The organism is Streptomyces sp. NPDC060000, from assembly GCF_042737375.1.
In the GTDB taxonomy this organism is placed as follows: Bacteria; Actinomycetota; Actinomycetes; order Streptomycetales; family Streptomycetaceae; genus Streptomyces.
Window position 1 is genome coordinate 56,635 of sequence record NZ_JBHWUU010000028.1, and the last position, 21,412, is coordinate 78,046.

The window sequence follows — 21,412 nt, forward strand, 5'->3', positions numbered from 1 at the left end:
CAAGTGACGGGGATCACGTTTCAGCAGGCGTGGAAAGGGTCATAAAGCCCTTCAGGCCTCTTTGTCCGTCGGGCCGTGCCCCGGGCCTCGTGCATCTCCGTCTCGTGCATCTCCGTCTCGTGCGTCTCCGTCTCGTGCGTCTCCGTCAGGCCTCGCGCCAGTCTCCGAGCAGCGCGGGCCCCACCCCGTCGAGGTAGAGCGACGTCAGCGCGCGGATCCCCTCCAGGCTGAAGTCCGCGCCCGTGGACCACTGCCGTTCCGTCACCCGCATCACCCCGCTGAACACGGCCACCGCCAGCCGGGGCCGCGGATCGGCGTCCACGTCGAGCCCCTCGCGCCCGGCGATCACCCGCGCGAGGACCTCCTCCACCTCCACCGAGCGCCGCAAGTGCGCGGCGAGCAGCACCGGCGTCGACTCGATCACCCGGTACATGCGCAGATACAGCTCCACGGGTACGACGGACTCCACGACCTCGTTGATCGAGTGCCAGCCGTCCAGCACCGCCTGGCGCAGCGCCTCCATCGGCGCCTCGTGCGGCGGGCGTTCGCGCACCGTCTCGACGAACCGCGCCACCGTCATCTCCACCAGGGCGAGCGCGGCCTCGTCCTTGCCGTCGAAGTAGCGGAAGAAGGTGCGCTGCGAGACGTCGACGGCGGCGGCGATCTCGTCGACGGTGGTCCTCTCGTACCCCCGCGTGGTGAACAGCTCCACGGCGGCGCGCAGCAGCGCGTCCCGGGTGCGCTGCTTCTTGCGCTCACGCAGAGTTTCCATGATGTGTCAGTTACCGACTTATGGAGTCGTTTGTCAATTGTCAGTGACTGTCACTAACCTCGAACGCATGACCAGTCAGACCACCATCGACGCGACGGGGCCGGGCGGCAAGGCACCGACAGACCCGTCGGACGGGCCGCCCGCCAAGGGGCTGCGCGGCCACCCGTGGTTCACCCTCATCACCGTCGCCGTCGGCGTCATGATGGTGGCCCTCGACGGCACCATCGTCGCCATCGCCAACCCGGCCATCGCCAGCGACCTGGGCGCCACCTTCGCCCAGGTCCAGTGGATCACCAACGCCTACTTCCTCGCCCTCGCGGTCTCCCTGATCACCGCGGGCAAGCTCGGCGACCGCTTCGGCCACCGCCAGACGTTCCTGATAGGTGTCGTCGGTTTCGCCGCCGCCTCCGGCGCGATCGGCCTCTCCGACAGCATCGCGCTGGTCGTCACCTTCCGCGTCTTCCAGGGACTGTTCGGCGCCCTGCTGATGCCGGCCGCGCTCGGTCTGCTGCGCGCGACCTTCCCGGCCGAGAAGCTCAACATGGCCATCGGCCTGTGGGGCATGGTCATCGGCGCGTCCACCGCCGGCGGCCCGATCCTCGGCGGTGTCCTCGTCGAGCACGTCAACTGGCAGTCGGTGTTCTTCATCAACGTGCCGGTCGGCGCCCTCGCGCTGGTCCTGGGCGTGCTGATCCTGCTCGACCACCGGGCCGAGAACGCCCCGCGCTCCTTCGACATCCTCGGCATCGGCTTCCTCTCGGGCGCGATGTTCTGCCTGGTCTGGGCCCTGATCAAGGCCCCGACCTGGGGCTGGGCCGACGGCAAGACCTGGGCGTTCCTGATCGGCTCCGCCGTGCTCTTCGCGGCCTTCGCCTTCTGGGAGACGAAGGTCAAGGAGCCGCTCATCCCGCTGGCGCTGTTCCGCTCGGTCCCGCTGTCGGCCGGTGTGGTCCTCATGGTCCTGATGGCGATCGCCTTCATGGGCGGCCTGTTCTTCGTGACGTTCTACCTCCAGAACGTGCACGGCATGAGCCCGATCGACGCGGGTCTGCACCTCCTCCCGCTGACCGGAATGATGATCGTCGGCTCCCCGCTGGCGGGCGCGGCGATCACCAAGCTGGGCCCGCGCATCCCGCTGGCGGGCGGTATGGCCGCCACCGCGATCGCCATGTACGGCATGTCCACGCTGGAGACGGACACCGGCAGCGGTCCGATGTCGATCTGGTTCGCCCTGCTGGGCTTCGGCCTCGCCCCGGTCATGGTCGGCGCGACCGAGGTCATCGTCGGCAATGCCCCCATGGAGCTGTCGGGCGTCGCGGGCGGTCTTCAGCAGGCGGCCATGCAGATCGGCGGCAGCCTGGGTACCGCCGTGCTGGGTGCCGTGATGGCCTCCAAGGTCGACGGAGACCTGCCCGCCAACTGGAAGGGCGCGGGCCTGCCCGAGCTCACCCCCGCCCAGCTCGACCAGGCCTCCGAAGCGGTTCAGGTCGGTGTGGCTCCGGTGGCGAAGGGCACTCCCGCGGAGATCGCCGCGAAGATCGCGGACGTCGCCCATGACACGTTCATCTCCGGGATGAGCCTCGCCTCGCTGGTCGCCGCCGGGGTGGCGGTCGTCGCCGTGTTCGTCGCGCTGCTCACCAAGCGGGGCGAGAACGCGGAAGCGGGCGCGGGCGTCGGTCACATCTGACGGAAGTTCAACAACTTTCCCCTATCAGGGTGACAGCGCTAAAGGTTCCTCGCCTCCGGGGCGCGCCACAGGTCACATTGGGTCAGGCCCTCCGGATGGGAGGGCGGCCCGGGCCGCGGCGCGCTGCCGGAGGGGGGCAGCGCGCCGACTGCCCGGCAACTGCGGGGAATGTTCCGCGTGTCGCGGGTAACCGAACAACAACACATCCCCGGAATCGAGGGAGTTGTTCGATGGCAGGCTTCGGTAACGGCACGCGCAGGTACCCCCGTTCAAGTGGCCGTACGGGGTCACGCTGGGGGTCTCCCCGGTCGAGCGAAGCCGGGACTGGGGCAGGGCCGGATCGCGCGACGCTCGGCGTCGTCGGCCTCGTGTGCGCGGTCGCCGGATTCTTCGCGCTCGGGATCGTCCTCGGTCCCGCGGCGATCGTCTGCGGCTGGCTGGCCATGGGCCGCAGCTGGACGGGCCCCCGTCCGGTACCGGCCCTGGTCGCCGTCGCCCTCGGAGCCATCGACACCCTGCTGGCGATCATCTGGCTGGCGGGAGCGACGGGACCGGGCAACGGGCTGCTGTAACGCGGCCGACGGGTTGCGCTGCACCGCGGCGGGCCGGCCCGGCGCCGCCGGCGCTGTCACGGCGCCGCCCGTCGCCGACGGGCCGGGTCAGGACCTCAGGGATCCGTCCCGCAACGCCGCCACCTCCGCCCGCAGCGCCCGGACCTCCTCCGTCAACGCGCGGATCGCCTCCGTCTGGGCCCGCTCCTCGACGTCGTCCTTGTCGAACCGCGCGATGAACCACGCCGCGATGTTCGCGGTCACCACACCCAGCAGCGCGATCCCCGACAGCATCAGCCCGACGGCGATGAGCCGCCCCAGTCCGGTGGTCGGCGCGTGGTCCCCGTAGCCCACCGTCGTCATCGTCGTGAACGACCACCACAGCGCGTCACCCAGCGTGCGGATGTTCCCGTCCGGCGACTCCCGCTCCACCGACAGCACGGCGAGCGATCCGAACATCAGCAGTCCGACGACCGCCCCCACCACATACGTCGTCATCCGGATCTGCGAGGCCATCCGTGCCCGCCGGCCCACCAGCAGGAGCGTCGAGACCAGCCGCAGCAGCTTGAGCTGCTGCACCATCGGCAGCACCACCGCGCACAGGTCCAGCCAGTGGGTACGCACGAACCGCCGCCGGTCGGGCGTCAGCGCCAGCCGGACCGCGTAGTCCACGGCGAACGCCCCCCACACCACCCACTCGACCCCGGTACAGGCGGCGGTCAGCGTGTGGTCGGCCGAGGTGTCCACGATCGGGACGGCGTAGGCGACGGCGAACACCACGGCCAGGGCCAGCAACGGCCGTTGCGTCCACAACTCCCACCGGCCCTGCGCCGACTGTTCTCGCATGCTCGCATAGTAAAGAACTGGTAAGGGGTGGTGGAGCCGCAGCTCCACCACCCCTTCGTGCGCCAGGCGCTACGCGTCGCCGCCGGCCGCCCCCGGGTCCGCCGCCGACACGTCCAGCAGCTGGTAGCGGTCGATGGCCTGCTTCAGCAGCGAGCGGTCGATCTTGCCCTCCCTGGCCAGCTCGGTCAGCACCCCGACGACGATCGACTGGGCGTCGATGTGGAAGAAGCGGCGGGCCGCCCCGCGGGTGTCCGCGAAGCCGAAGCCGTCCGCACCCAGCGACTGGTACGTGCCCGGCACCCAGCGCGCGATCTGGTCCGGCACCGACCGCATCCAGTCCGAGACGGCCACGAACGGCCCCTCGGCCCCGGCCAGTTTCCGCGTCACGTACGGCACCCGCTGCTCCTCCTCCGGGTGCAGCAGGTTGTGCCGCTCGACCTCGACGGCCTCGCGCCGCAGCTCGTTCCAGGAGGTAGCCGACCACACGTCGGCCCTCACGTTCCAGTCCTCGGCGAGGATCCTCTGCGCCTCGACGGCCCAGGGGACGGCCACACCGGACGCGAGGATCTGTGCCGGGATCGATCCCGAGGTGCCCTCGCTGAAGCGGTGGACGCCCTTGAGGATGCCCTCGACGTCCACGTTCTCCGGCTCGGCGGGGTGCTGGATCGGCTCGTTGTAGACGGTGAGGTAGTAGAAGACGTCCTCGCCGTGCGGGTGCTCGGCGGAACCGCCGTACATCCTGCGCAGACCGTCCCGCACGATGTGCGCGATCTCGAAACCGAACGCCGGGTCGTAGGCGACACAGCCCGGGTTCGTCGAGGCGAGCAACTGCGAGTGGCCGTCCGCGTGCTGGAGACCCTCACCGGTCAGCGTCGTACGGCCGGCGGTCGCGCCCAGTACGAAACCGCGCGCCAACTGGTCCGACATCTGCCAGAACTGGTCACCGGTGCGCTGGAAACCGAACATCGAATAGAAGACGTAGACCGGGATCAGCGGCTCGCCGTGGGTGGCGTACGCCGAACCCGCGGCGATCAGGGACGCCGTGCAGCCGGCCTCCGAGATGCCGTCGTGCAGCATCTGACCGGTAGGCGACTCCTTGTAGGCGAGCAGCAGCTCCCGGTCGACCGACTCGTACTGCTGGCCGAGCGGGTTGTAGATCTTCGCACTCGGGAAGAAGGAGTCCATGCCGAACGTGCGGTACTCGTCCGGTGCGATCAGCACGAACCGCTTGCCCAACTCCTTGTCCCGCATGAGGTCCTTGAGGAGCCGTACAAACGCCATGGTCGTGGCGATGGACTGCTGGCCCGAGCCCTTCTTCACACTCGCGTACGTCTTGTCGTCCGGCAGTTCGAGCGGCTTCGACCGTACGACACGGGTCGGGACATAACCCCCGAGGCCCTTGCGGCGGTCGTGCATGTACTGGATCTCCTCCGACTTCCGGCCCGGGTGGAAGTACGGCGGGAGGCCGCCCTCCAGCTCCTTGTCGGAGATCGGCAGGTGGAGCCGGTCGCGGAAGCCCTTGAGGTCGGAGACCGTCAGCTTCTTCATCTGGTGCGTGGCGTTGCGGCCCTCGAAGTTCGGCCCCAGCGTCCAGCCCTTGACCGTCTTGGCGAGGATGACCGTCGGCTGGCCGGTGTGCTCCACGGCCGCCTTGAACGCCGCGTAGATCTTCCGGTGGTCGTGACCGCCGCGGCCCAGGTGCAGGATCTGGTCGTCGGTCATGCCCTCGACCATCGCGCGCAGCCGGTGGTCGTCGCCGAAGAAGTGGTCGCGGATGTAGGAGCCGGACTCGGTGGCGTAGGTCTGGTACTGGCCGTCCGGAGTCGTGTTCATCCGGTTGACGAGGGTGCCGTCGCGGTCCTGCGCGAGCAGCGGGTCCCAGGAGCGGTCCCAGATCAGCTTGATCACGTTCCAGCCGGCGCCCCGGAAGACCGACTCCAGCTCCTGGATGACCTTGCCGTTGCCGCGCACCGGGCCGTCCAGCCGCTGGAGGTTGCAGTTGACGACGAAGGTCAGGTTGTCCAGGCCCTCACGTGCGGCGATGGTCAACTGGCCGAGCGACTCCGGCTCGTCCATCTCGCCGTCGCCGAGGAACGCCCAGACATGCGACTTCGAGGTGTCGGCGATCCCGCGCGCGTGCATGTAGCGGTTCATCCGCGCCTGGTAGATCGCGCCGATCGGGCCGAGGCCCATCGACACGGTCGGGAACTCCCAGAAGTCCGGCATCAGGCGCGGGTGCGGGTACGAGGACAGCCCGTGCGGCGCCTTCGACTTCTCCTGGCGGAACGCGTCCAGGTTCTGCTCGCTCAGCCGGTCGAGCAGGAACGCGCGCGCGTAGATCCCCGGTGAGGCATGCCCCTGGAAGAAGACCTGGTCGCCGCCGTCGCCCTCGTCCTTGCCGCGGAAGAAGTGGTTGAAGCCGACGTCGTAGAGGGACGCGGAGGAGGCGAAGGTGGCGATGTGGCCGCCCACGCCGATGCCCGGCCGCTGGGCCCTGGACACCATCACGGCCGCGTTCCAGCGGGTCGCGTTGAGGATCCGGCGCTCGATCTCCTCGTTGCCGGGGAAGAAGGGCTCGGCCCTGGTGGGGATGGTGTTGACGTAGTCCGTGCTGCGCATCTCGGGCACGGCCACGCGCTTCTCGCGGGCCCGTTCGATCAGCCGGAGCATCAGGTAGCGGGCCCGCTCCCGGCCGCGCTCGTCGATCGCGGCGTCGAGGGAGTCGAGCCACTCCTGGGTCTCCTCGGGATCGAAGTCAGGAACCTGACTCGGAAGGCCGCCAATGATGATCGGGTTGCGATCGGATCCGGAAGCCACGCTGTTCCTTACCTGTCAGAGGGCTGTGTGGGGCTGTGTGGGACTGTTTTCCTCGTGGGGCGACTCGCGGGGTGCCTCGCGGGGCGTCTCGCCGACTCTCCAGTGCCTTTACCGCCCCCATCGTGTACCTAGGCGCCGCAAACGTCATCTCTACCCCGAGGTAACCGGCACCCGTTCGAATCTCGTACCCTTGGATGGTTCTCAAATACGCAAACAGGGCAGATAGGTGTGGTGTACGTCACCATCCGTCCGAATCGCGTGCCTGGAGTTGCGTCGACACGGCCAGGATCGTCACCGTTTCGGCGGTCCGAACCGCCGGGTACTTGCGCGATCCGTCCCGCCCGTGTGGACTACGGCCAATGCTTCGCGCACGCGCGTGGCTGAGTTATTCCCGAAACATGATCAGGAGGCAACCCGTGAGCGCGACCGCGGACCACGCGGAGGAGCGGACCAGCCCTGCCGTCAGGCTGGGTTTCCAGCCCGAGCAGGTGGTCCAGGAGATCGGCTACGACGACGACGTCGACCAGGAGCTCCGCGAGTCCATTGAGGAAGTCATCGGCAGCGATCTGGTGGACGAGGACTACGACGACGTCGCCGACGCCGTGGTGCTCTGGTTCCGCGACGATGACGGAGACCTGACGGATGCGCTGGTGGACGCCACCACGTACATCGAAGAAGGCGGGTCGATCCTCCTCCTGACGCCGAAGACCGGCCGGACGGGATACGTGGAGCCGAGCGACATCTCCGAAGCCTCGACGACTGCGGGTCTGTCGGCCAGCAAGAGCGTCAGCGTCGGCAAGGACTGGAGTGGCAGTCGGCTGGTGACGCCCAAGGCCGCGAAGTCCAAGAAGTGACGTCCAGGAAGTGACGTCCAGGGAGTGACGTCCGAGAAGTGATCTGAAGTGCTGTGACGCCGGACGGGCCGGCCCTTGCGGGCAGGTCCGTCCGGCGGCGTTCGGTGAGCGCTGCGTAGGGTGGTGTCCTCACCCAGACGGCCGCACCGAAGGGACATTCAGGCGATGGCGATCCAGGTCGGCGACAAAGCCCCCGACTTCGAACTCAAGGACAACCACGGCCGCGCCGTGAGGCTCTCCGACTTCCGCGGGGGCGAGAACCCCAAGAACGTCGTCCTGCTCTTCTACCCCTTCGCCTTCACCGGCGTGTGCACCGGCGAACTGTGCGAGGTGCGCGACAACCTGCCGAAGTTCGCCGACCGCGACACCCAGGTGCTCGCCGTCTCCAACGACTCCATCCACACCCTGCGCGTCTTCGCCGAGCAGGAGGGCCTGGAGTACCCGCTGCTGAGCGACTTCTGGCCGCACGGCGAGGTCAGCCGCGCCTACGGCGTCTTCGCCGAGGACAAGGGCTGCGCGGTGCGCGGCACCTTCGTCATCGACAAGGAGGGCCTGGTGCGCTGGACGGTCCTCAACGCCCTGCCGGACGCCCGCGACCTCGGCGAGTACGTCACCGCGCTCGACACCCTGTGATTCTTCGGTGTCAGGGCCTGCGTGGGGCGGGAACCCGTCACTAGGATCGACACGTTGATCCGATGTCCGACGCACCAGGGGCTCCCCGCCCCGGAACACCAATGGAGGATTCGTGGGAGTCAGCCTCAGCAAGGGCGGCAACGTATCGCTGACCAAGGAGGCCCCGGGCCTGACCGCGGTCATCGTCGGTCTGGGGTGGGACGTCCGCACCACGACCGGCACCGACTTCGACCTGGACGCCAGCGCGCTGCTGCTGGACAGCTCCGGCAAGGTCGGCAGCGACGCGAACTTCGTCTTCTTCAACAACCTCAAGAGCCCCGACGGCTCGGTCGAGCACACCGGTGACAACACCACCGGTGAGGGCGAGGGCGACGACGAGGCCATCAAGGTCAACCTCGCCGGGGTCCCGGCCGACATCGAGAAGATCGTCTTCCCCGTGTCGATCTACGACGCGGAGAACCGGCAGCAGTCCTTCGGACAGGTCCGCAACGCGTTCATCCGCGTCGTGAACCAGGCCGGCGGCGCCGAGATCGCCCGTTACGACCTGAGCGAGGACGCGTCGACCGAGACCGCGATGGTCTTCGGCGAGCTGTACCGGCACGGTGCGGAGTGGAAGTTCCGCGCCATCGGCCAGGGCTACGCGTCGGGCCTGCGCGGTATCGCGCAGGACTTCGGCGTCAACGTCTGAGCCACCCGCAGGGCCCGCGTCACCTGAACGTCCGTCCGTCCGGCGCCGCACCGTTTACGGTCGGCGCCGGACGCGCAGGACAACCGGAGAAGCAGCACCTGAGCACCACCTAGGGGAGGACCAGCAATCATGGGTGTCACGCTCGCCAAGGGAGGCAATGTCTCCCTGTCCAAGGCCGCGCCGAACCTCACGCAGGTGATGGTCGGACTGGGCTGGGACGCGCGATCCACCACCGGAGCCCCCTTCGACCTGGACGCCAGCGCGCTGCTGTGCAACAGCGGACGCGTGATGGGGGACGAGTGGTTCGTCTTCTACAACCAGCTCAAGAGCCCGGACGGCTCGGTGGAGCACACCGGCGACAACCTCACCGGAGAGGGCGAGGGCGACGACGAGTCGCTCCTGGTGGACCTCTCCAAGGTGCCACCCCAGTGCGACAAGATCGTCTTTCCGGTCTCCATCCATATGGCCGACGAGCGGGGCCAGACCTTCGGCCAGGTCGCCAACGCCTTCATCCGGGTCGTCAACCAGGCCGACGGCCAGGAGCTCGCCCGCTACGACCTGAGCGAGGACGCGAGCACGGAGACAGCGATGATCTTCGGCGAGCTCTACCGTTACCAGGGCGAATGGAAGTTCAGGGCCGTGGGGCAGGGGTACGCGTCGGGACTGCGGGGCATCGCTCTAGACTTCGGAGTCAACGTTTCGTAAAGCCGAGTACGGCGGGGGGAAAACCCGCCCCCAGACCTTGTCCGGGGGGACCCCCAATACACGATTGGGTAGCCAGTGCTTCTGAAAACCTTCGGCTGGTCGTTCGCGATCACCGCGCTCGGCCTGGTCGCAGCGGGTTTCTACGGGGGGTGGGAGGCCCTCGGTATCGTGGCGATCCTCTGCGTCCTGGAGATCTCGCTGTCGTTCGACAACGCGGTGGTCAACGCCGGAATCCTGAAGAAGATGAGTGCCTTCTGGCAGAAGATCTTCCTCACGGTGGGCGTGCTGATCGCCGTCTTCGGCATGCGGCTGGTCTTTCCCGTCGTCATCGTCGCCATCAGCGCCAAGATCGGCCCGATCGACGCGGTCGACCTCGCGCTCAATGACAAGGACAAGTACCAGCAGCTCGTCACCGACGCCCACCCGTCGATCGCGGCCTTCGGTGGCATGTTCCTGCTGATGATCTTCCTGGACTTCATCTTCGAGGACCGTGACATCCAGTGGCTGCGCTGGATCGAGCGCCCGCTCGCCAAGCTCGGCAAGGTCGACATGCTGTCGGTCTGCATCGCGTTGATCGTCCTGCTGATCACCTCCTTCACCTTCGCCACCCACGCCCACCAGCACGGCGGGGCGCACGTCGACAAGGCGCAGACGGTCCTGATCTCCGGGATCGCCGGTCTGATCACGTACATGGTCGTCGGCGGCCTCTCCGGCTACTTCGAGGACAAGCTCGAGGAAGAGGAGGAGCGGGAGCACGAGGAGGAGGAAGAGGCCGCGCGCAGCGGCAAGCAGCGTTCGCCCGTCGTCCTCGCCGGCCAGGCCGCGTTCTTCATGTTCCTCTACCTCGAGGTCCTGGACGCGTCCTTCTCCTTCGACGGTGTGATCGGCGCCTTCGCCATCACCAACGACATCGTCCTGATGGCCCTCGGTCTCGGCGTCGGCGCCATGTACGTCCGGTCGCTCACCGTGTACCTGGTCCGCCAGGGCACCCTCGACGACTACGTCTACCTCGAGCACGGCGCCCACTACGCGATCGGCGCCCTCGCCGTGATCCTCATGGTCACCATCCAGTACCAGATCAACGAGGTCATCACCGGCCTGGTCGGCGTGGTCCTGATCGCCTGGTCCTTCTGGTCCTCCGTGCGCCGCAACCAGGCCCTGGCGGCGGCCGAGGGAAAAGCGGCGGCCTCGGACGACAAGACTGAGGTGTCGTCCGGGGTGTGATCACCTTCGGAGCGAGGAACGCTCTGGTCGGGGCGGCCGGTGAGGACGAGTCCTCCACCGGCCCCCCCGCCGGTTTTCATCAGTGGACGTGGGGGCGGGAATGGGTATCTTCGACGGGCTCCTGGGCAGCCGGGCGGCCGACTTCGACTCGGGCAACGCGGCCACCAACGCGATCGAACTGACCAAGCGGCATCACCAGGTCTCCCTGACCAAACAGGGTGCCGCGACCGGCAACCTGCGCGTCAACCTGACCTGGCGGATGCGGACGTCCGACATCGGCGGACCGCAGCGGGAGAGCCTGCTGCGGCATCCCTTCAAGGCGCTGCGGCCCCCGGAGGTCGTCGGACACAGCCAGAGCATGGTCAACGTCGACCTCGACCTCGGCTGCCTGTACGAGCTGGCGGACGGGACGAAGGGGGTCGTGCAGCCGCTGGGCGGACTGCTGGGCGACGTGAACGGGGCGCCGTACGTGAAGCTGAGCGGGGACGACCGGTTCGGTTCGGCGTCCGGCGAGACGATGTACGTCAACCTCGACCACTGGGAACAGATCAAGCGGCTGCTCGTCTTCGTCTACATCTACGACCAGACGCCGGCGTTCGACCGGACACACGCGATCGTCACGCTGTACCCGAGCAACGGGCCACGCATCGAGATAGGCCTCGACGAACGGCATCCGCAGGCCCGCTCCTGCGCGGTGGTGATGATCGAGAACGTCAAGGGCGAGCTCATGGTCCGGCGCGAGGTGCGGTTCGTGTACGGGTTCCAGGCGGAGCTGGACCGGTTGTACGGGTGGGGGCTGCAGTGGGGCCGGGGCTACAAGACGAAGGTGGAGAAGTAGCGCCCGCGCCCCGGGCGGCTCGGACGGCGGCTCACCGTCCGACGAACTGCGGACCCTGCGGGGGCAACCGGAAGGATCCGTCCGGATAGCCGTAGCCGTAGGTGGGAAGGCTGGCCGGGTATCCGTACGCCGGTTGCTGTTGCTGTTGCTGTTGCTGTTGCTGTTGCTGTTGCGGGACGGCCGACGCCGGCTGCTCGGGAGGCAGGGGCTGGGAGAGGCTGGGCGTCTGCGGGGCCGGGGCCGGCTCGGGGGCCGCGGTCTCCTCCGACTCGTCCACCGAGATGCCGAAGTCGGTGGCCAGGCCCTTGAGGCCGTTGGAGTACCCCTCGCCCAGGGCACGGAACTTCCAGCCTTCGCCGCGCCGGTACAGCTCGCCGCAGATCAGGGCCGTCTCCTCACCCGTCTCCGGACGGATGTCGAAGGTGGCCAGGGGCTCACCGTCGGTCGTCGCGTCGTACAGCGCGATGGTGAGGGAACGTACGCGGTCGAACGTCACACCGTCCGCCGAAGCGACCAGCAGAATCTGGCCGACGCCCGACTCGACACCGGACAGATCCGTCTGGATGGTGTCCGTGAGGCCCTCGGCGACGCGCTTCTTGCCGAGCCGCCACACCTTCCCGGAAGGGTGCCGGGGCTGGTTGTAGAAGACGAAGTCCTCGTCGGAGCGCACGCGGCCGTCGAGGCCGAGGAGCAGCGCCGAGGCGTCCACGTCCGGGACCCCCTGTCCGGGGGTCCAGCGCAGCACGGCGCGGACCGTGGTGGCTTTCAGCGGGACGTTCGACCCCTTCAGCATCGCGTGCGTCATGCGGTCATCCTGCCTTCTCGGGTCTGCTCACGACAACGCGGGGTACACGGCAAGTCTCATCCGGGAGTTACCTGAAATTCATGCCGGGTGGGAACCTCTGACATGGATCCCTACGTACTATTACCGGCCACCTCATGCCGAATCCACAGACTTACCTTGCCCCCCGGGGGAGACTTATGCGTCATTTCGGGCACCTCGCCCCTGAGGTGCGGCAGCGCCTCTTCTACCGGGAGCCGTGCGTCTTCGACACGGACTCCCCGGCCAGGCTGCTCTCCGCGGCCCTGGGCGCCACGCTGTACAGCCCGGCCACGCGGCCCCGGCTGGCGGACGACATCGTCAAGCAGACCGGGCGCGGCGTGGTGTCGATGGTGCTGTGCCTGGAGGACTCCATCGGCGACGAGGACGTCGAGGCCGGTGAGGAGAACCTGGTCCGCCAGTTCGCCGACCTGGCGGGGCGCAGAGACGTGCAGGGCGCGGAGCTGCCGCTGCTCTTCATCCGGGTGCGGACACCCGAGCAGATCCCCGACCTGGTCCGGCGTCTCGGGGCCAACGCGGAGCTGCTGAGCGGGTTCGTGTTCCCGAAGTTCACCGAGGAGCGGGGCATCCCCTTCCTCGAGGCGCTGGCGGGCGCCGAGACGGCGAGCGGGCGGCGGCTCTTCGGCATGCCGGTCCTGGAGACGCCCGAGCTGATGTACCGCGAGTCGCGGGTGGACGCCCTGGAGGGCATCGCCCGCGCCGTCGACAAGTACCGCAGCCGGGTCCTCGCGCTGCGCCTCGGCGTGACCGACTTCTGCTCCTCGTACGGGCTGCGCAGAGCGCCCGACATGACCGCCTACGACGTCCAGATCGTCGCCTCGGTGATCGCCGACGTGGTGAACATGCTGGGCCGGGCCGACGGCACCGGGTTCACGGTGACCGGACCGGTGTGGGAGTACTTCCGGGTGCCCGAACGCATGTTCAAGCCGATGTTGCGGCACAGTCCCTTCCTGGAGGGACAGGCGGTCGAGCTGCGGGAGAAACTGATAGAGCACGCGATGGACGGGCTGCTGCGCGAGATCTCCCTGGATCACGCCAACGGCCTGCTGGGCAAGACCTGCATCCACCCCTCGCACGTGCCGGCGGTGCACGCGCTGTCCGTCGTCAGTCACGAGGAGTACAGCGACGCGGCGGACATCCTGCGGCCGGAACGCGGCGGCGGGGGTGTGCTGCGGTCGCAGTACACGAACAAGATGAACGAGGTGAAGCCGCACCGCGCCTGGGCCGAGCGCACCATGCTCCGCGCCGAGGTCTTCGGTGTCGCGCACGAGGACGTCAGCTTCGTCGACCTGCTCGCCGCCGGCATACCCGGCTGAAGAACCACCTCACTCACAAGGGACGCATGAACAACGCAGTGAACAACGGGGACGACGGCATATGGTCCGGGACCTGGGTCGCCGAGCGGCTCGGGGTCGAGCTCGTGGGCGACGACGCGCTGACGGGCCTGCTGGGGCTGGCCCTGCGCCGCAACCCCAAGCGGGCGCATCTGCTGGTCTCGAACGTCCTGGGCAAGCACGTCCCGCAGTCGCCGTCGGTGGTGCACGGCCACGGGGTCGCCCTCGGCCGCCGGGTGCGTGAGCTGCTCGGTGCCGAGGAGGCCGCCCAGGCGGTCGTCCTCGGCTACGCGGAGACCGCCACCGGGCTAGGCCACTCGGTCGCGGACGGCCTCGGCGCCGCCCCCTACCTGCACTCCACCCGGCGCCCGGTCGCCGGGGTCGCCCAGGCGGGCGGCTTCGAGGAGTCCCACTCCCACGCCACCTCCCACCTCCTCCTCCCGGAGGACCCGGCGCTGCTGGTCGGGGCCGGGCCGCTGGTCCTGGTCGACGACGAGTTCTCGACCGGCAACACGGTCCTGAACACCGTCCGTGCCCTGCACGAGCGGTATCCGCGTGGGCGGTACGTGGTGGTGGCGCTGGTCGACATGCGGTCGGCCGCCGACGCGGGCCGCCTGGACGACTTCGCCCGCGAGATCGGCGCCCGCGTGGACCTGGTCGCCGCGGCCTCCGGCACGGTGCTCCTCCCGGAGGGGGTGCTGGAGAAGGGGCAGGCGCTGGTCGCCCGCTACGAGGGTGCCGCGGCGGGCCGTCATTCGTCCGCGGCGCCGTCGAAGCCGTTCGCGCAGTTCCCCGCGCCCCCCGAGCACGACGTCGACCTCGAAGCCGGCTCAAGGACCTCCCCCCCGGGGACGCGGGGCGGTGACATACGCGGCTCCGCCGCGGGGGCGCGAGAAGCCCTCCACGACCCGCGGCCGGCAGACGACCGCACTCCGCAGACGCGCCCCCGGGGCCACCTGACCCGCGTGGACCTGCACTGGCCCCGGGGCCTGCCCGACGGCGGCCGGCACGGTTTCACGCCCAGCCACCGGGCCCGGCTGGAGGCCGCCCTCCCGGCGATGACCGCCCGCCTCGCGGAGGCGATACCCGAGGACGCCTCACGCGTCCTCGTGCTCGGCTTCGAGGAGCTGATGTACGCGCCGCTCAGGCTGGCCCGCGAACTGGAGCAGGTCGTGGCCGCCGAGGTGCGCTACTCGACCACCACCCGCTCGCCCGTCCTCGCGGTCGACGACCCCGGCTACGCGATACGCAGCCGAATCGTTTTCCCCGCGCACGACGACCCGGCGGACGGCCCCGGCGAGCGCTATGCCTATAACGTCGCGGGCGGTGGCTTCGACGCCGTCGTCGCCGTCGTGGACTCGGTGGCCGACACCCGGGAGCTGCACGCCCCCGACGGCCTCCTGTCCCAGCTCGCCGCGCACACCCCGCACGTCGTCCTCGCGGTCGTGCCGTCGTACGTCCCCGAGCCGCTGTACGCAGCCGCCTTGTCGGAAGAGAGACCCGCCATGCTGCCCGAGCCCCTTCGCGGCCCCGCCTTCTCCTCGTACCCACCGGAAGAGGTCGGCTGGCTGCTCCAGGACCTCTCGGACGTGACGCTGGAGGCACCGACCGAGGAGCGCGAGGAGGCCATCCAGAGCGGCGGCGCGCACTACGCCGAGTCGCTGCCCGTCGAGTACCAGCCCAGCGAGCAGTACCAGGAGCTGTTCCACGCGGCGCTGGAGACCTCGGCGGCGCGCATCGCGCAGGCCGTGGGCGTGGTCACGGAGACGGTGATCGCCGAGCGGTCCCCCCGGCCGGTGCTCGTCTCGCTCGCCCGGGCCGGCACCCCCGTCGGTGTGCTGATGCGCCGCTGGGCGCAGTTCCGGCACGGCCTCGACCTGCCGCACTACGCCGTGTCGATCGTGCGCGGCCGGGGCATCGACGCCAACGCGCTGCGCTGGCTGGCCGCCCATCACGACCCGCGTGACGTCGTCTTCGTGGACGGCTGGACCGGCAAGGGCGCGATCACCCGGGAACTGGCCGCGGCGGTCGAGGAGTTCGAGGCGGGCGGCGGCGCGGCCGGCTTCGACGCGGAGATCGCGGTCCTGGCCGACCCGGGCTCGTGCGTGCGGACGTACGGCACCCGTGACGACTTCCTCATCCCGTCCGCCTGCCTCAACTCGACCGTGTCGGGGCTCATCTCGCGGACCGTGCTGCGGGCCGACCTGGTCGGGCCGGACGACTTCCACGGCGCGAAGTTCTACCGCGAGCTCGCCGGTACGGATGTCTCCGTGGCCTTCCTGGACGCCGTCGCCGCCCGCTTCCCCGAGGTCGCGGACGCCGTCGGCGGCGCGGTGAAGGAGCTGCTCGCCAGTGACCGCACGCCGAGCTGGGAGGGCTGGGCGGCCGTCGAGCGGATCAGCGAGGAGTACGGCATCCACGACGTGAACCTGGTGAAGCCCGGGGTCGGCGAGACCACCCGGGTGCTGCTGCGCCGGGTGCCGTGGAAGATCCTGGCGCGGGCCGGGGCGGGCGCCGACCTGGACCACGTACGGCTGCTCGCCGGACTACGAGGGGTGCCCGTCGAGGAGGTCGGCGACCTGCCGTACACCTGTGTGGGGCTGATCCATCCGCAGTTCACCCGGGGTGCGACCGGTGCCGACGGCAAGGCGGTGGCGGTCTGATGCCGGTTCTGGTGGCGAGCGATCTGGACCGTACGCTCATCTACTCGGCGGCCGCCCTGGCGCTGACCATGCCGGACGCGCGGGCGCCGCGGCTGCTGTGCGTGGAGGTGCACGAGGCGAGGCCGCTGTCGTTCATGACGGAGACGTCGGCGCAGCTGCTGACCGAGCTGGGTGACCGGGCGGTGTTCGTGCCGACGACCACCCGGACCCGCAAGCAGTACCAGCGCATCAACCTGCCGGGTCCGGAGCCGAAGTACGCGATCTGCGCGAACGGCGGCCATCTGCTGGTCGACGGGGCCACCGACCACGACTGGCACGCGAGCGTGCTGGCCCGGCTGGCCGAGGAGTGCGCGCCGCTCGCGGAGGTGCAGGAGTACCTGGCGAAGACGGCGGACCCGTTCTGGCTGCGCAAGCAGCGGGTGGCCGAGGACCTGTTCGCCTACCTCGTCGTGGAGCGTGAGCTGCTGCCCGAGGAGTGGGTGAAGGAGCTCGCGGTCTGGGCGGAGAACCGCGGCTGGACCGTGTCGCTCCAGGGCCGCAAGATCTACGCCGTGCCCAAGCCGCTGACCAAGAGCGCGGCCGTGCGCGAGGTGGCCCGTCGCACCGGCGCCGAACTGACGCTGGCGGCGGGGGACTCGCTGCTCGACGCCGACCTGCTGCTGGCCGCCGACCGAGGCTGGCGCCCCGGGCACGGCGAGCTGGCCGACGCCGCCTGGACGGCCCCGGAGATCACCGCCCTGCCCGAGCGGGGCGTGCTGGCCGGCGAGCGGATCCTGCGGGAGTTCCTGAAGAATTCCTGAGAAGTCGCCGCGGCGGCGGTCAGCCGCAGCAGCCGCCGCCGCAGCATCCGCCGCCCCCGCCGCCCCCCTGGGGCGCGGGGGCGGACTTCGTGCCGCCCACGGCCACCGTTGAGAGAAGCTTCACTGTGTCATCGTGACCTGCGGGGCAGTCGGCCGGATCGGCGGACCGCGCCATCGGGCGACTCAGTTCGAAGGTTTCGCCGCAGGTCCGGCAGCGGTACTCGTAGCGAGGCATGGCGTCAGAATAAGCCCCTATGCTCGGACACGGTGTCAGCAGTTTCACCTATGTTCACTTCTGTCGATTTCTTATGTGGAGAATTTGCGAAGGGCGCTGGTAATTTGAGAGCGCCGTGTTGAACCCCAAGGTCGGGAGGGTTCTAGGTTTGCGGCCGCGTCAACGGCAACCATGTCAGGCCCTCGTAAGTCTGTACGTCTGCCTGCGAGCAATACGGAGTGCGGAGGGAGACGCGTCGTGACCCAGGCGGGGCAGGGGGAGGAGCCCCAGGAGCCGGATGCCACCATGCAGTTGAAGGTCCCTGCCTCTTTCCGGGCGGACGAGACCATGCAACTGCGGGTATCGGATATACCTGCCGTGCCGGACATGCTCGGGGATGGTGATGAAGGCGGCGATAAATCGCGCTCGTCGAAGAATCGACGAAAAGCGCCCCATCCCTCCATATCTGTCCGCATATCATCGGTTCTGGGTCCTCGGCTCGCCCCGCTCCTCGCCGTACTGGCCCCGTATGTGGCTCGTGTCACGCCGTACGCCCGCAAGCTGCGCCCGCAGTACCCGCGCCCGGGCCGTACCGACTGGCGGCGCTGGATACCCTCCTGGCGGCAGTGCCTCGGCGGCGTCCTCTCCTCCATAGGCCTCAGCGCCATGCTCCTGGTCGTCGCCTACGCGGCCACCGACATCCCGGACAACATCAACTCGTACGCCACCCAGCAGGACAACGTGTACTTCTGGGCCGACGGGACACCGATGGCCCGCACCGGCTGGGTGCAGCGGCAGGCGATGCCGCTGAAGGACATCCCCGAGGACGTCCGCTGGGCGGTGCTGGCCGCCGAGAACGCGAGCTTCTACAGCGACCCCGGCATCTCCGTCAAGGGCATCAGCCGCGCCCTGTTCCGCACGATAGGCCAGGGCGACACCCAGGGCGGCTCGACGATCACCCAGCAGTACGTCAAGAACGTCTACCTGAACCAGAACCAGACGGTCAGCCGCAAGTTCACCGAGGCCATGATCGCCCTCAAGCTCGACAACCAGATGAGCAAGGACGACATCCTCGAGGGCTACCTCAACACCAGCTGGTTCGGCCGCGGCACCTACGGCATCCAGCGCGCCGCCCAGGCCTACTACGGCAAGGACGTCGGCGAACTCAACGCCAGTGAGGCGGCGTTCCTGGCCTCCCTCCTCAAGGGGGCGGGGCTCTACGACCCGACCCTGAACCCGGCCAACCGTGCCCGGGCCGTGGAGCGCTGGTCCTGGACCCTGGACCGGATGGTCGACATCGGTAAACTGTCCAAGGCCGAGCGCGCCAAGTACACGAAGTTCCCCGAGCCGCTCAAGTCCAACCCGCTGTACGACACCGGTGAGCAGAGCGACTACCTCGTGGAGCTCGTCTCCCAGTACGCCAAGAAAGCCGGGAACATCTCCGACAAGGACTTCGACCTCGGCGGCTACCAGATCTACACGACCTTCGACAAGAAGCGTCAGACCCAGCTCACCGACGCCGTCACCAAAGCCCGCAAGAACGCCCTGAAGGACGACCCGAAGGACGCGAAGACCGCCCACTACGGCGCCTCCTCGGTGGCCTCCGACGGGCGGATCCTCGCCGTCTACGGCGGCCCGGACCACCGTACGCAGGGCTACAACGAGTCCAACGCCACCACCGTGCCCGCCGGGTCGGCCTTCCAGCCCTTCGTGTACGCGGCCGGCCTGGAGCACGGCATCCACAAGACCCGCGACGGGGACACCGAAACGGTCACCGGGGAGACGCTCTACGACGGCGACAACCTGGTGCCGGTGACGACGCCCGAGGGCCCGTACTGGGACCGCAGCGGCAAACGCGCGGCGGCCAAGAACGACGGCGGCAAGTCCTACGGGCAGATCTCCCTGCACCGGGCACTGGAACTGTCGGTGAACACGCCGTTCATGCAGCTCGGCATGGACACCGGCCTGGACATCGTGCGCTCCACCGCGGAGAAGTCCGGGCTGCTGCCCTCCAGTTTCGGGGCGCAGGTGCCCGCGCTGTCCACGGGCAGCGCCACACCCAGCGCGATCCGCATGGCGAGCGGCTACTCCACCTTCGCCGCGGGCGGCAAGCACACCGAGCCGTACTCGGTGCGTCTGATCACCAAGAACGGCACCAAGGTCGTCCTGGACACCCCGGCCGCGAGCCGGGCCTTCAAAGCCGACGTGGCCGAGGAGGTCAACTCCGCGCTCGCGGACTCCTTCGCCACCGCCCACCCGGACGACGTGCCCGCCTCGCAGCAGGAGGCCGCCCGGACCGGCTCGCTCGGGCGGGTGGCCGGGAAGTCCGGCACCACCACGGACGACACCGCCGCCTGGTACGTCGGCACGGCCAAGGCCGTGTCCACGGCGGTCGTCGTCTACCGCATCGACCTCAAGAAGAGCCTCGAACCGCTTCCACTGAAGGGCATCGCCGGCACGACCGACGACAACGTCCCGTACGGCATCTGGTCAGGTGCCATGCGCCCGCTCGGCTGACCACCGAACCGGGCACCCGCGTCCCCCAGAATCCGGAGAATGATCCGCACATGAAGTCACCGTCGGGCCGCCGCCGCAAGGCCCCGGCAACAACGCGCCGTCCCGCGGCCACGCACCCGGGGTTCCTGACGCTGGCGGCGCTCCTCGTCGTCGCGTCGCTGGTGGCCGGATATCTGGTGCTCGACCGCACCACGAACACCCAGCCGACCGCTTCCTCGGGGGACAGCAAGAAGGCTTCGCAGGGGGCCACCAAGGAGCCGAAGTGGGACGGCAGGACCCACGTCCTGGGGGACGGCTCCACCTCGTACACGGGGCCGCAGACGGGACAGTTGAAGCCGGTCCCGCTCAAGCCCGGTGAGAAGCCGCCGCAGTTCGTCGTCCTCTCCTGGGACGGCGCGCTGCAGGGCGACGACGGTCTCTTCGAGCACTACCGGAAGCTGGGCGAGAAGTACAACGCCAACATGACCTTCTTCCTGACGGGCATCTACCTGCTGCCCAAGAGCAAGAAGAACCTGTACTCCCCGCCGCAGCACCCCGTCGGGTCGGCCGCGATCAGCTTCCCCACCGACGAGCACATCCGCACCACGCTGGAGCAGCTCGGTGAGGCGTGGAAGGAGGGCAACGAGATCGGCACCCACTTCAACGGCCACTTCTGCGGCGCCAAGGGCGGTGGCTACTGGAGCGTCGACGAGTGGAAGAGCGAGATCGACCAGTTCTACAAGTTCGTGGAGAACTGGAAGACCAACACCGGCTACAAGGACATCGCCCCGCTGCCCTTCGACTTCAAGAAGGAGGTCACCGGCGGCCGGGCGCCCTGCCTGGAAGGCCAGGCGAACCTCCTGAAGGCCGCCAAGAGCTACGGCTGGCGCTACGACGCGAGCTCCTCGGGCGACTTCCAGATCTGGCCCGCGAAGAAGAGCGGCCTGTGGGACTTCCCGCTCCAGGCGCTCCCGTACGACGGCGGCAAGTACCAGGGCCTGTCCATGGACTTCAACTTCCTGGCCAACCAGTCCGACGGCGAGCCCGAGGGCGACCCCGCCAAGTACCCCGAGTGGGAGCAGCAGACGCTCGACGCGTACATGGCCGGCTTCAACCGGGTGTACTACGGCAGCCGGGCCCCGATGTTCATCGGCAACCACTTCGAGGAGTGGAACGGCGGCATCTACATGAAGGCCGTGGACCAGGTCATCGAGAACGTGTGCACCAAAAAGGACGTCAAGTGCGTGTCCTTCAAGGAGCTGTCCGACTGGATGGACGTGCAGACACCCGCGACGCTGGAGCGGCTGCGCGCCCTGGACCCGGCCCAGAACCCGGACTGGTCGACCGTCGTGAAGTAGTAATCAAACCTCAACCGTAACCCTCTTCACAGGTGCTGTACATGCCATGCAAAGATGCCCTCTCCGGCATCCCTCCGCCGGGGCAAGAGGG

General features: G+C 68.9%; 18 protein-coding genes. 13 read left to right on the top strand and 5 right to left on the bottom strand.

Features of this window, described 5'->3' with window-relative positions:
• Positions 1 to 145 precede the first annotated feature (145 nt).
• Positions 146 to 772: a TetR family transcriptional regulator gene (locus ACFWBB_RS17055; RefSeq protein WP_385272206.1), complete on the bottom strand. Its 627-nt coding sequence runs from the start codon at positions 770 to 772 to the stop codon at positions 146 to 148.
• A 67-nt stretch (positions 773 to 839) separates the two neighbouring features.
• Between ACFWBB_RS17055 and ACFWBB_RS17060 the strand changes: the two genes are divergently transcribed.
• The gene (locus tag ACFWBB_RS17060) at positions 840 to 2,459 is read left to right on the top strand and encodes an MFS transporter (RefSeq protein WP_385272209.1); all 1,620 of its coding nucleotides are present in this window, start codon (positions 840 to 842) and stop codon (positions 2,457 to 2,459) included.
• A 230-nt stretch (positions 2,460 to 2,689) separates the two neighbouring features.
• Complete coding sequence (locus ACFWBB_RS17065; protein ID WP_385272212.1) at positions 2,690 to 3,031, top strand: small hydrophobic protein; 342 nt, start codon at positions 2,690 to 2,692, stop codon at positions 3,029 to 3,031.
• Between the two features lie 87 nt (positions 3,032 to 3,118).
• Here ACFWBB_RS17065 and ACFWBB_RS17070 read toward each other — a convergent pair whose 3' ends face one another.
• On the bottom strand, positions 3,119 to 3,856 hold the full coding sequence (locus tag ACFWBB_RS17070) for a potassium channel family protein (RefSeq protein WP_385272215.1): 738 nt from the start codon (positions 3,854 to 3,856) through the stop codon (positions 3,119 to 3,121).
• Positions 3,857 to 3,925: 69 nt separating this feature from the next.
• A complete protein-coding gene (aceE, locus tag ACFWBB_RS17075) occupies positions 3,926 to 6,673 on the bottom strand; it encodes a pyruvate dehydrogenase (acetyl-transferring), homodimeric type (RefSeq protein ID WP_385272218.1) in 2,748 nt (915 codons plus the stop codon).
• 416 nt (positions 6,674 to 7,089) lie between these two features.
• On the opposite strand from aceE, the gene ACFWBB_RS17080 reads away from it, so the two are divergent.
• The 6 genes from ACFWBB_RS17080 to ACFWBB_RS17105 all read left to right on the top strand — a co-directional run bounded on the left by ACFWBB_RS17080 (position 7,090) and on the right by ACFWBB_RS17105 (position 11,615).
• Positions 7,090 to 7,527, top strand: a complete 438-nt coding sequence (locus ACFWBB_RS17080; RefSeq protein ID WP_020126915.1) for a DUF3052 domain-containing protein — start codon at positions 7,090 to 7,092, stop codon at positions 7,525 to 7,527.
• A gap of 165 nt (positions 7,528 to 7,692) precedes the next feature.
• Positions 7,693 to 8,160 carry a peroxiredoxin gene (locus ACFWBB_RS17085; RefSeq protein WP_385272221.1) on the top strand — a complete coding sequence of 156 codons (468 nt, stop codon included), beginning with the start codon at positions 7,693 to 7,695 and terminating at the stop codon, positions 8,158 to 8,160.
• Positions 8,161 to 8,272: 112 nt separating this feature from the next.
• On the top strand, positions 8,273 to 8,848 hold the full coding sequence (locus ACFWBB_RS17090; protein ID WP_020126913.1) for a calcium homeostasis/redox stress adaptation protein: 576 nt from the start codon (positions 8,273 to 8,275) through the stop codon (positions 8,846 to 8,848).
• Positions 8,849 to 8,977: 129 nt separating this feature from the next.
• Entirely contained in the window at positions 8,978 to 9,553 is a 576-nt protein-coding gene (locus ACFWBB_RS17095) for a TerD family protein (RefSeq protein ID WP_189917321.1), read from the top strand.
• Between the two features lie 75 nt (positions 9,554 to 9,628).
• Positions 9,629 to 10,777 (top strand): DUF475 domain-containing protein, encoded by a 1,149-nt coding sequence (locus ACFWBB_RS17100; RefSeq protein ID WP_385272225.1) that lies wholly within the window; start codon positions 9,629 to 9,631, stop codon positions 10,775 to 10,777.
• Positions 10,778 to 10,877: 100 nt separating this feature from the next.
• Entirely contained in the window at positions 10,878 to 11,615 is a 738-nt protein-coding gene (locus tag ACFWBB_RS17105; RefSeq protein WP_385272228.1) for a Tellurium resistance, read from the top strand.
• A gap of 31 nt (positions 11,616 to 11,646) precedes the next feature.
• Here ACFWBB_RS17105 and ACFWBB_RS17110 read toward each other — a convergent pair whose 3' ends face one another.
• Entirely contained in the window at positions 11,647 to 12,420 is a 774-nt protein-coding gene (locus tag ACFWBB_RS17110; RefSeq protein WP_385272231.1) for a TerD family protein, read from the bottom strand.
• A gap of 176 nt (positions 12,421 to 12,596) precedes the next feature.
• On the opposite strand from ACFWBB_RS17110, the gene ACFWBB_RS17115 reads away from it, so the two are divergent.
• From ACFWBB_RS17115 to ACFWBB_RS17125, 3 genes are read left to right on the top strand one after another with little or no spacing between them, the layout of a single operon-like run.
• Entirely contained in the window at positions 12,597 to 13,772 is a 1,176-nt protein-coding gene (locus ACFWBB_RS17115) for an HpcH/HpaI aldolase/citrate lyase family protein (protein ID WP_385272234.1), read from the top strand.
• 26 nt (positions 13,773 to 13,798) lie between these two features.
• On the top strand, positions 13,799 to 16,453 hold the full coding sequence (locus ACFWBB_RS17120) for a phosphoribosyltransferase (RefSeq protein WP_385272237.1): 2,655 nt from the start codon (positions 13,799 to 13,801) through the stop codon (positions 16,451 to 16,453).
• Positions 16,453 to 17,253: an HAD family hydrolase gene (locus tag ACFWBB_RS17125; RefSeq protein WP_385272240.1), complete on the top strand. Its 801-nt coding sequence runs from the start codon at positions 16,453 to 16,455 to the stop codon at positions 17,251 to 17,253. Before ACFWBB_RS17120 ends, ACFWBB_RS17125 begins: the two co-directional genes overlap by 1 nt.
• A 19-nt stretch (positions 17,254 to 17,272) precedes the next feature.
• Here ACFWBB_RS17125 and ACFWBB_RS17130 read toward each other — a convergent pair whose 3' ends face one another.
• Positions 17,273 to 17,488 (bottom strand): zinc ribbon domain-containing protein, encoded by a 216-nt coding sequence (locus ACFWBB_RS17130; RefSeq protein WP_385272243.1) that lies wholly within the window; start codon positions 17,486 to 17,488, stop codon positions 17,273 to 17,275.
• A gap of 237 nt (positions 17,489 to 17,725) precedes the next feature.
• On the opposite strand from ACFWBB_RS17130, the gene ACFWBB_RS17135 reads away from it, so the two are divergent.
• Together ACFWBB_RS17135 and ACFWBB_RS17140 are read left to right on the top strand one after the other, a co-directional pair.
• Entirely contained in the window at positions 17,726 to 19,984 is a 2,259-nt protein-coding gene (locus ACFWBB_RS17135) for a transglycosylase domain-containing protein (RefSeq protein WP_385272246.1), read from the top strand.
• Between the two features lie 50 nt (positions 19,985 to 20,034).
• Entirely contained in the window at positions 20,035 to 21,321 is a 1,287-nt protein-coding gene (locus ACFWBB_RS17140) for a hypothetical protein (protein WP_385272249.1), read from the top strand.
• Positions 21,322 to 21,412 lie beyond the last annotated feature (91 nt).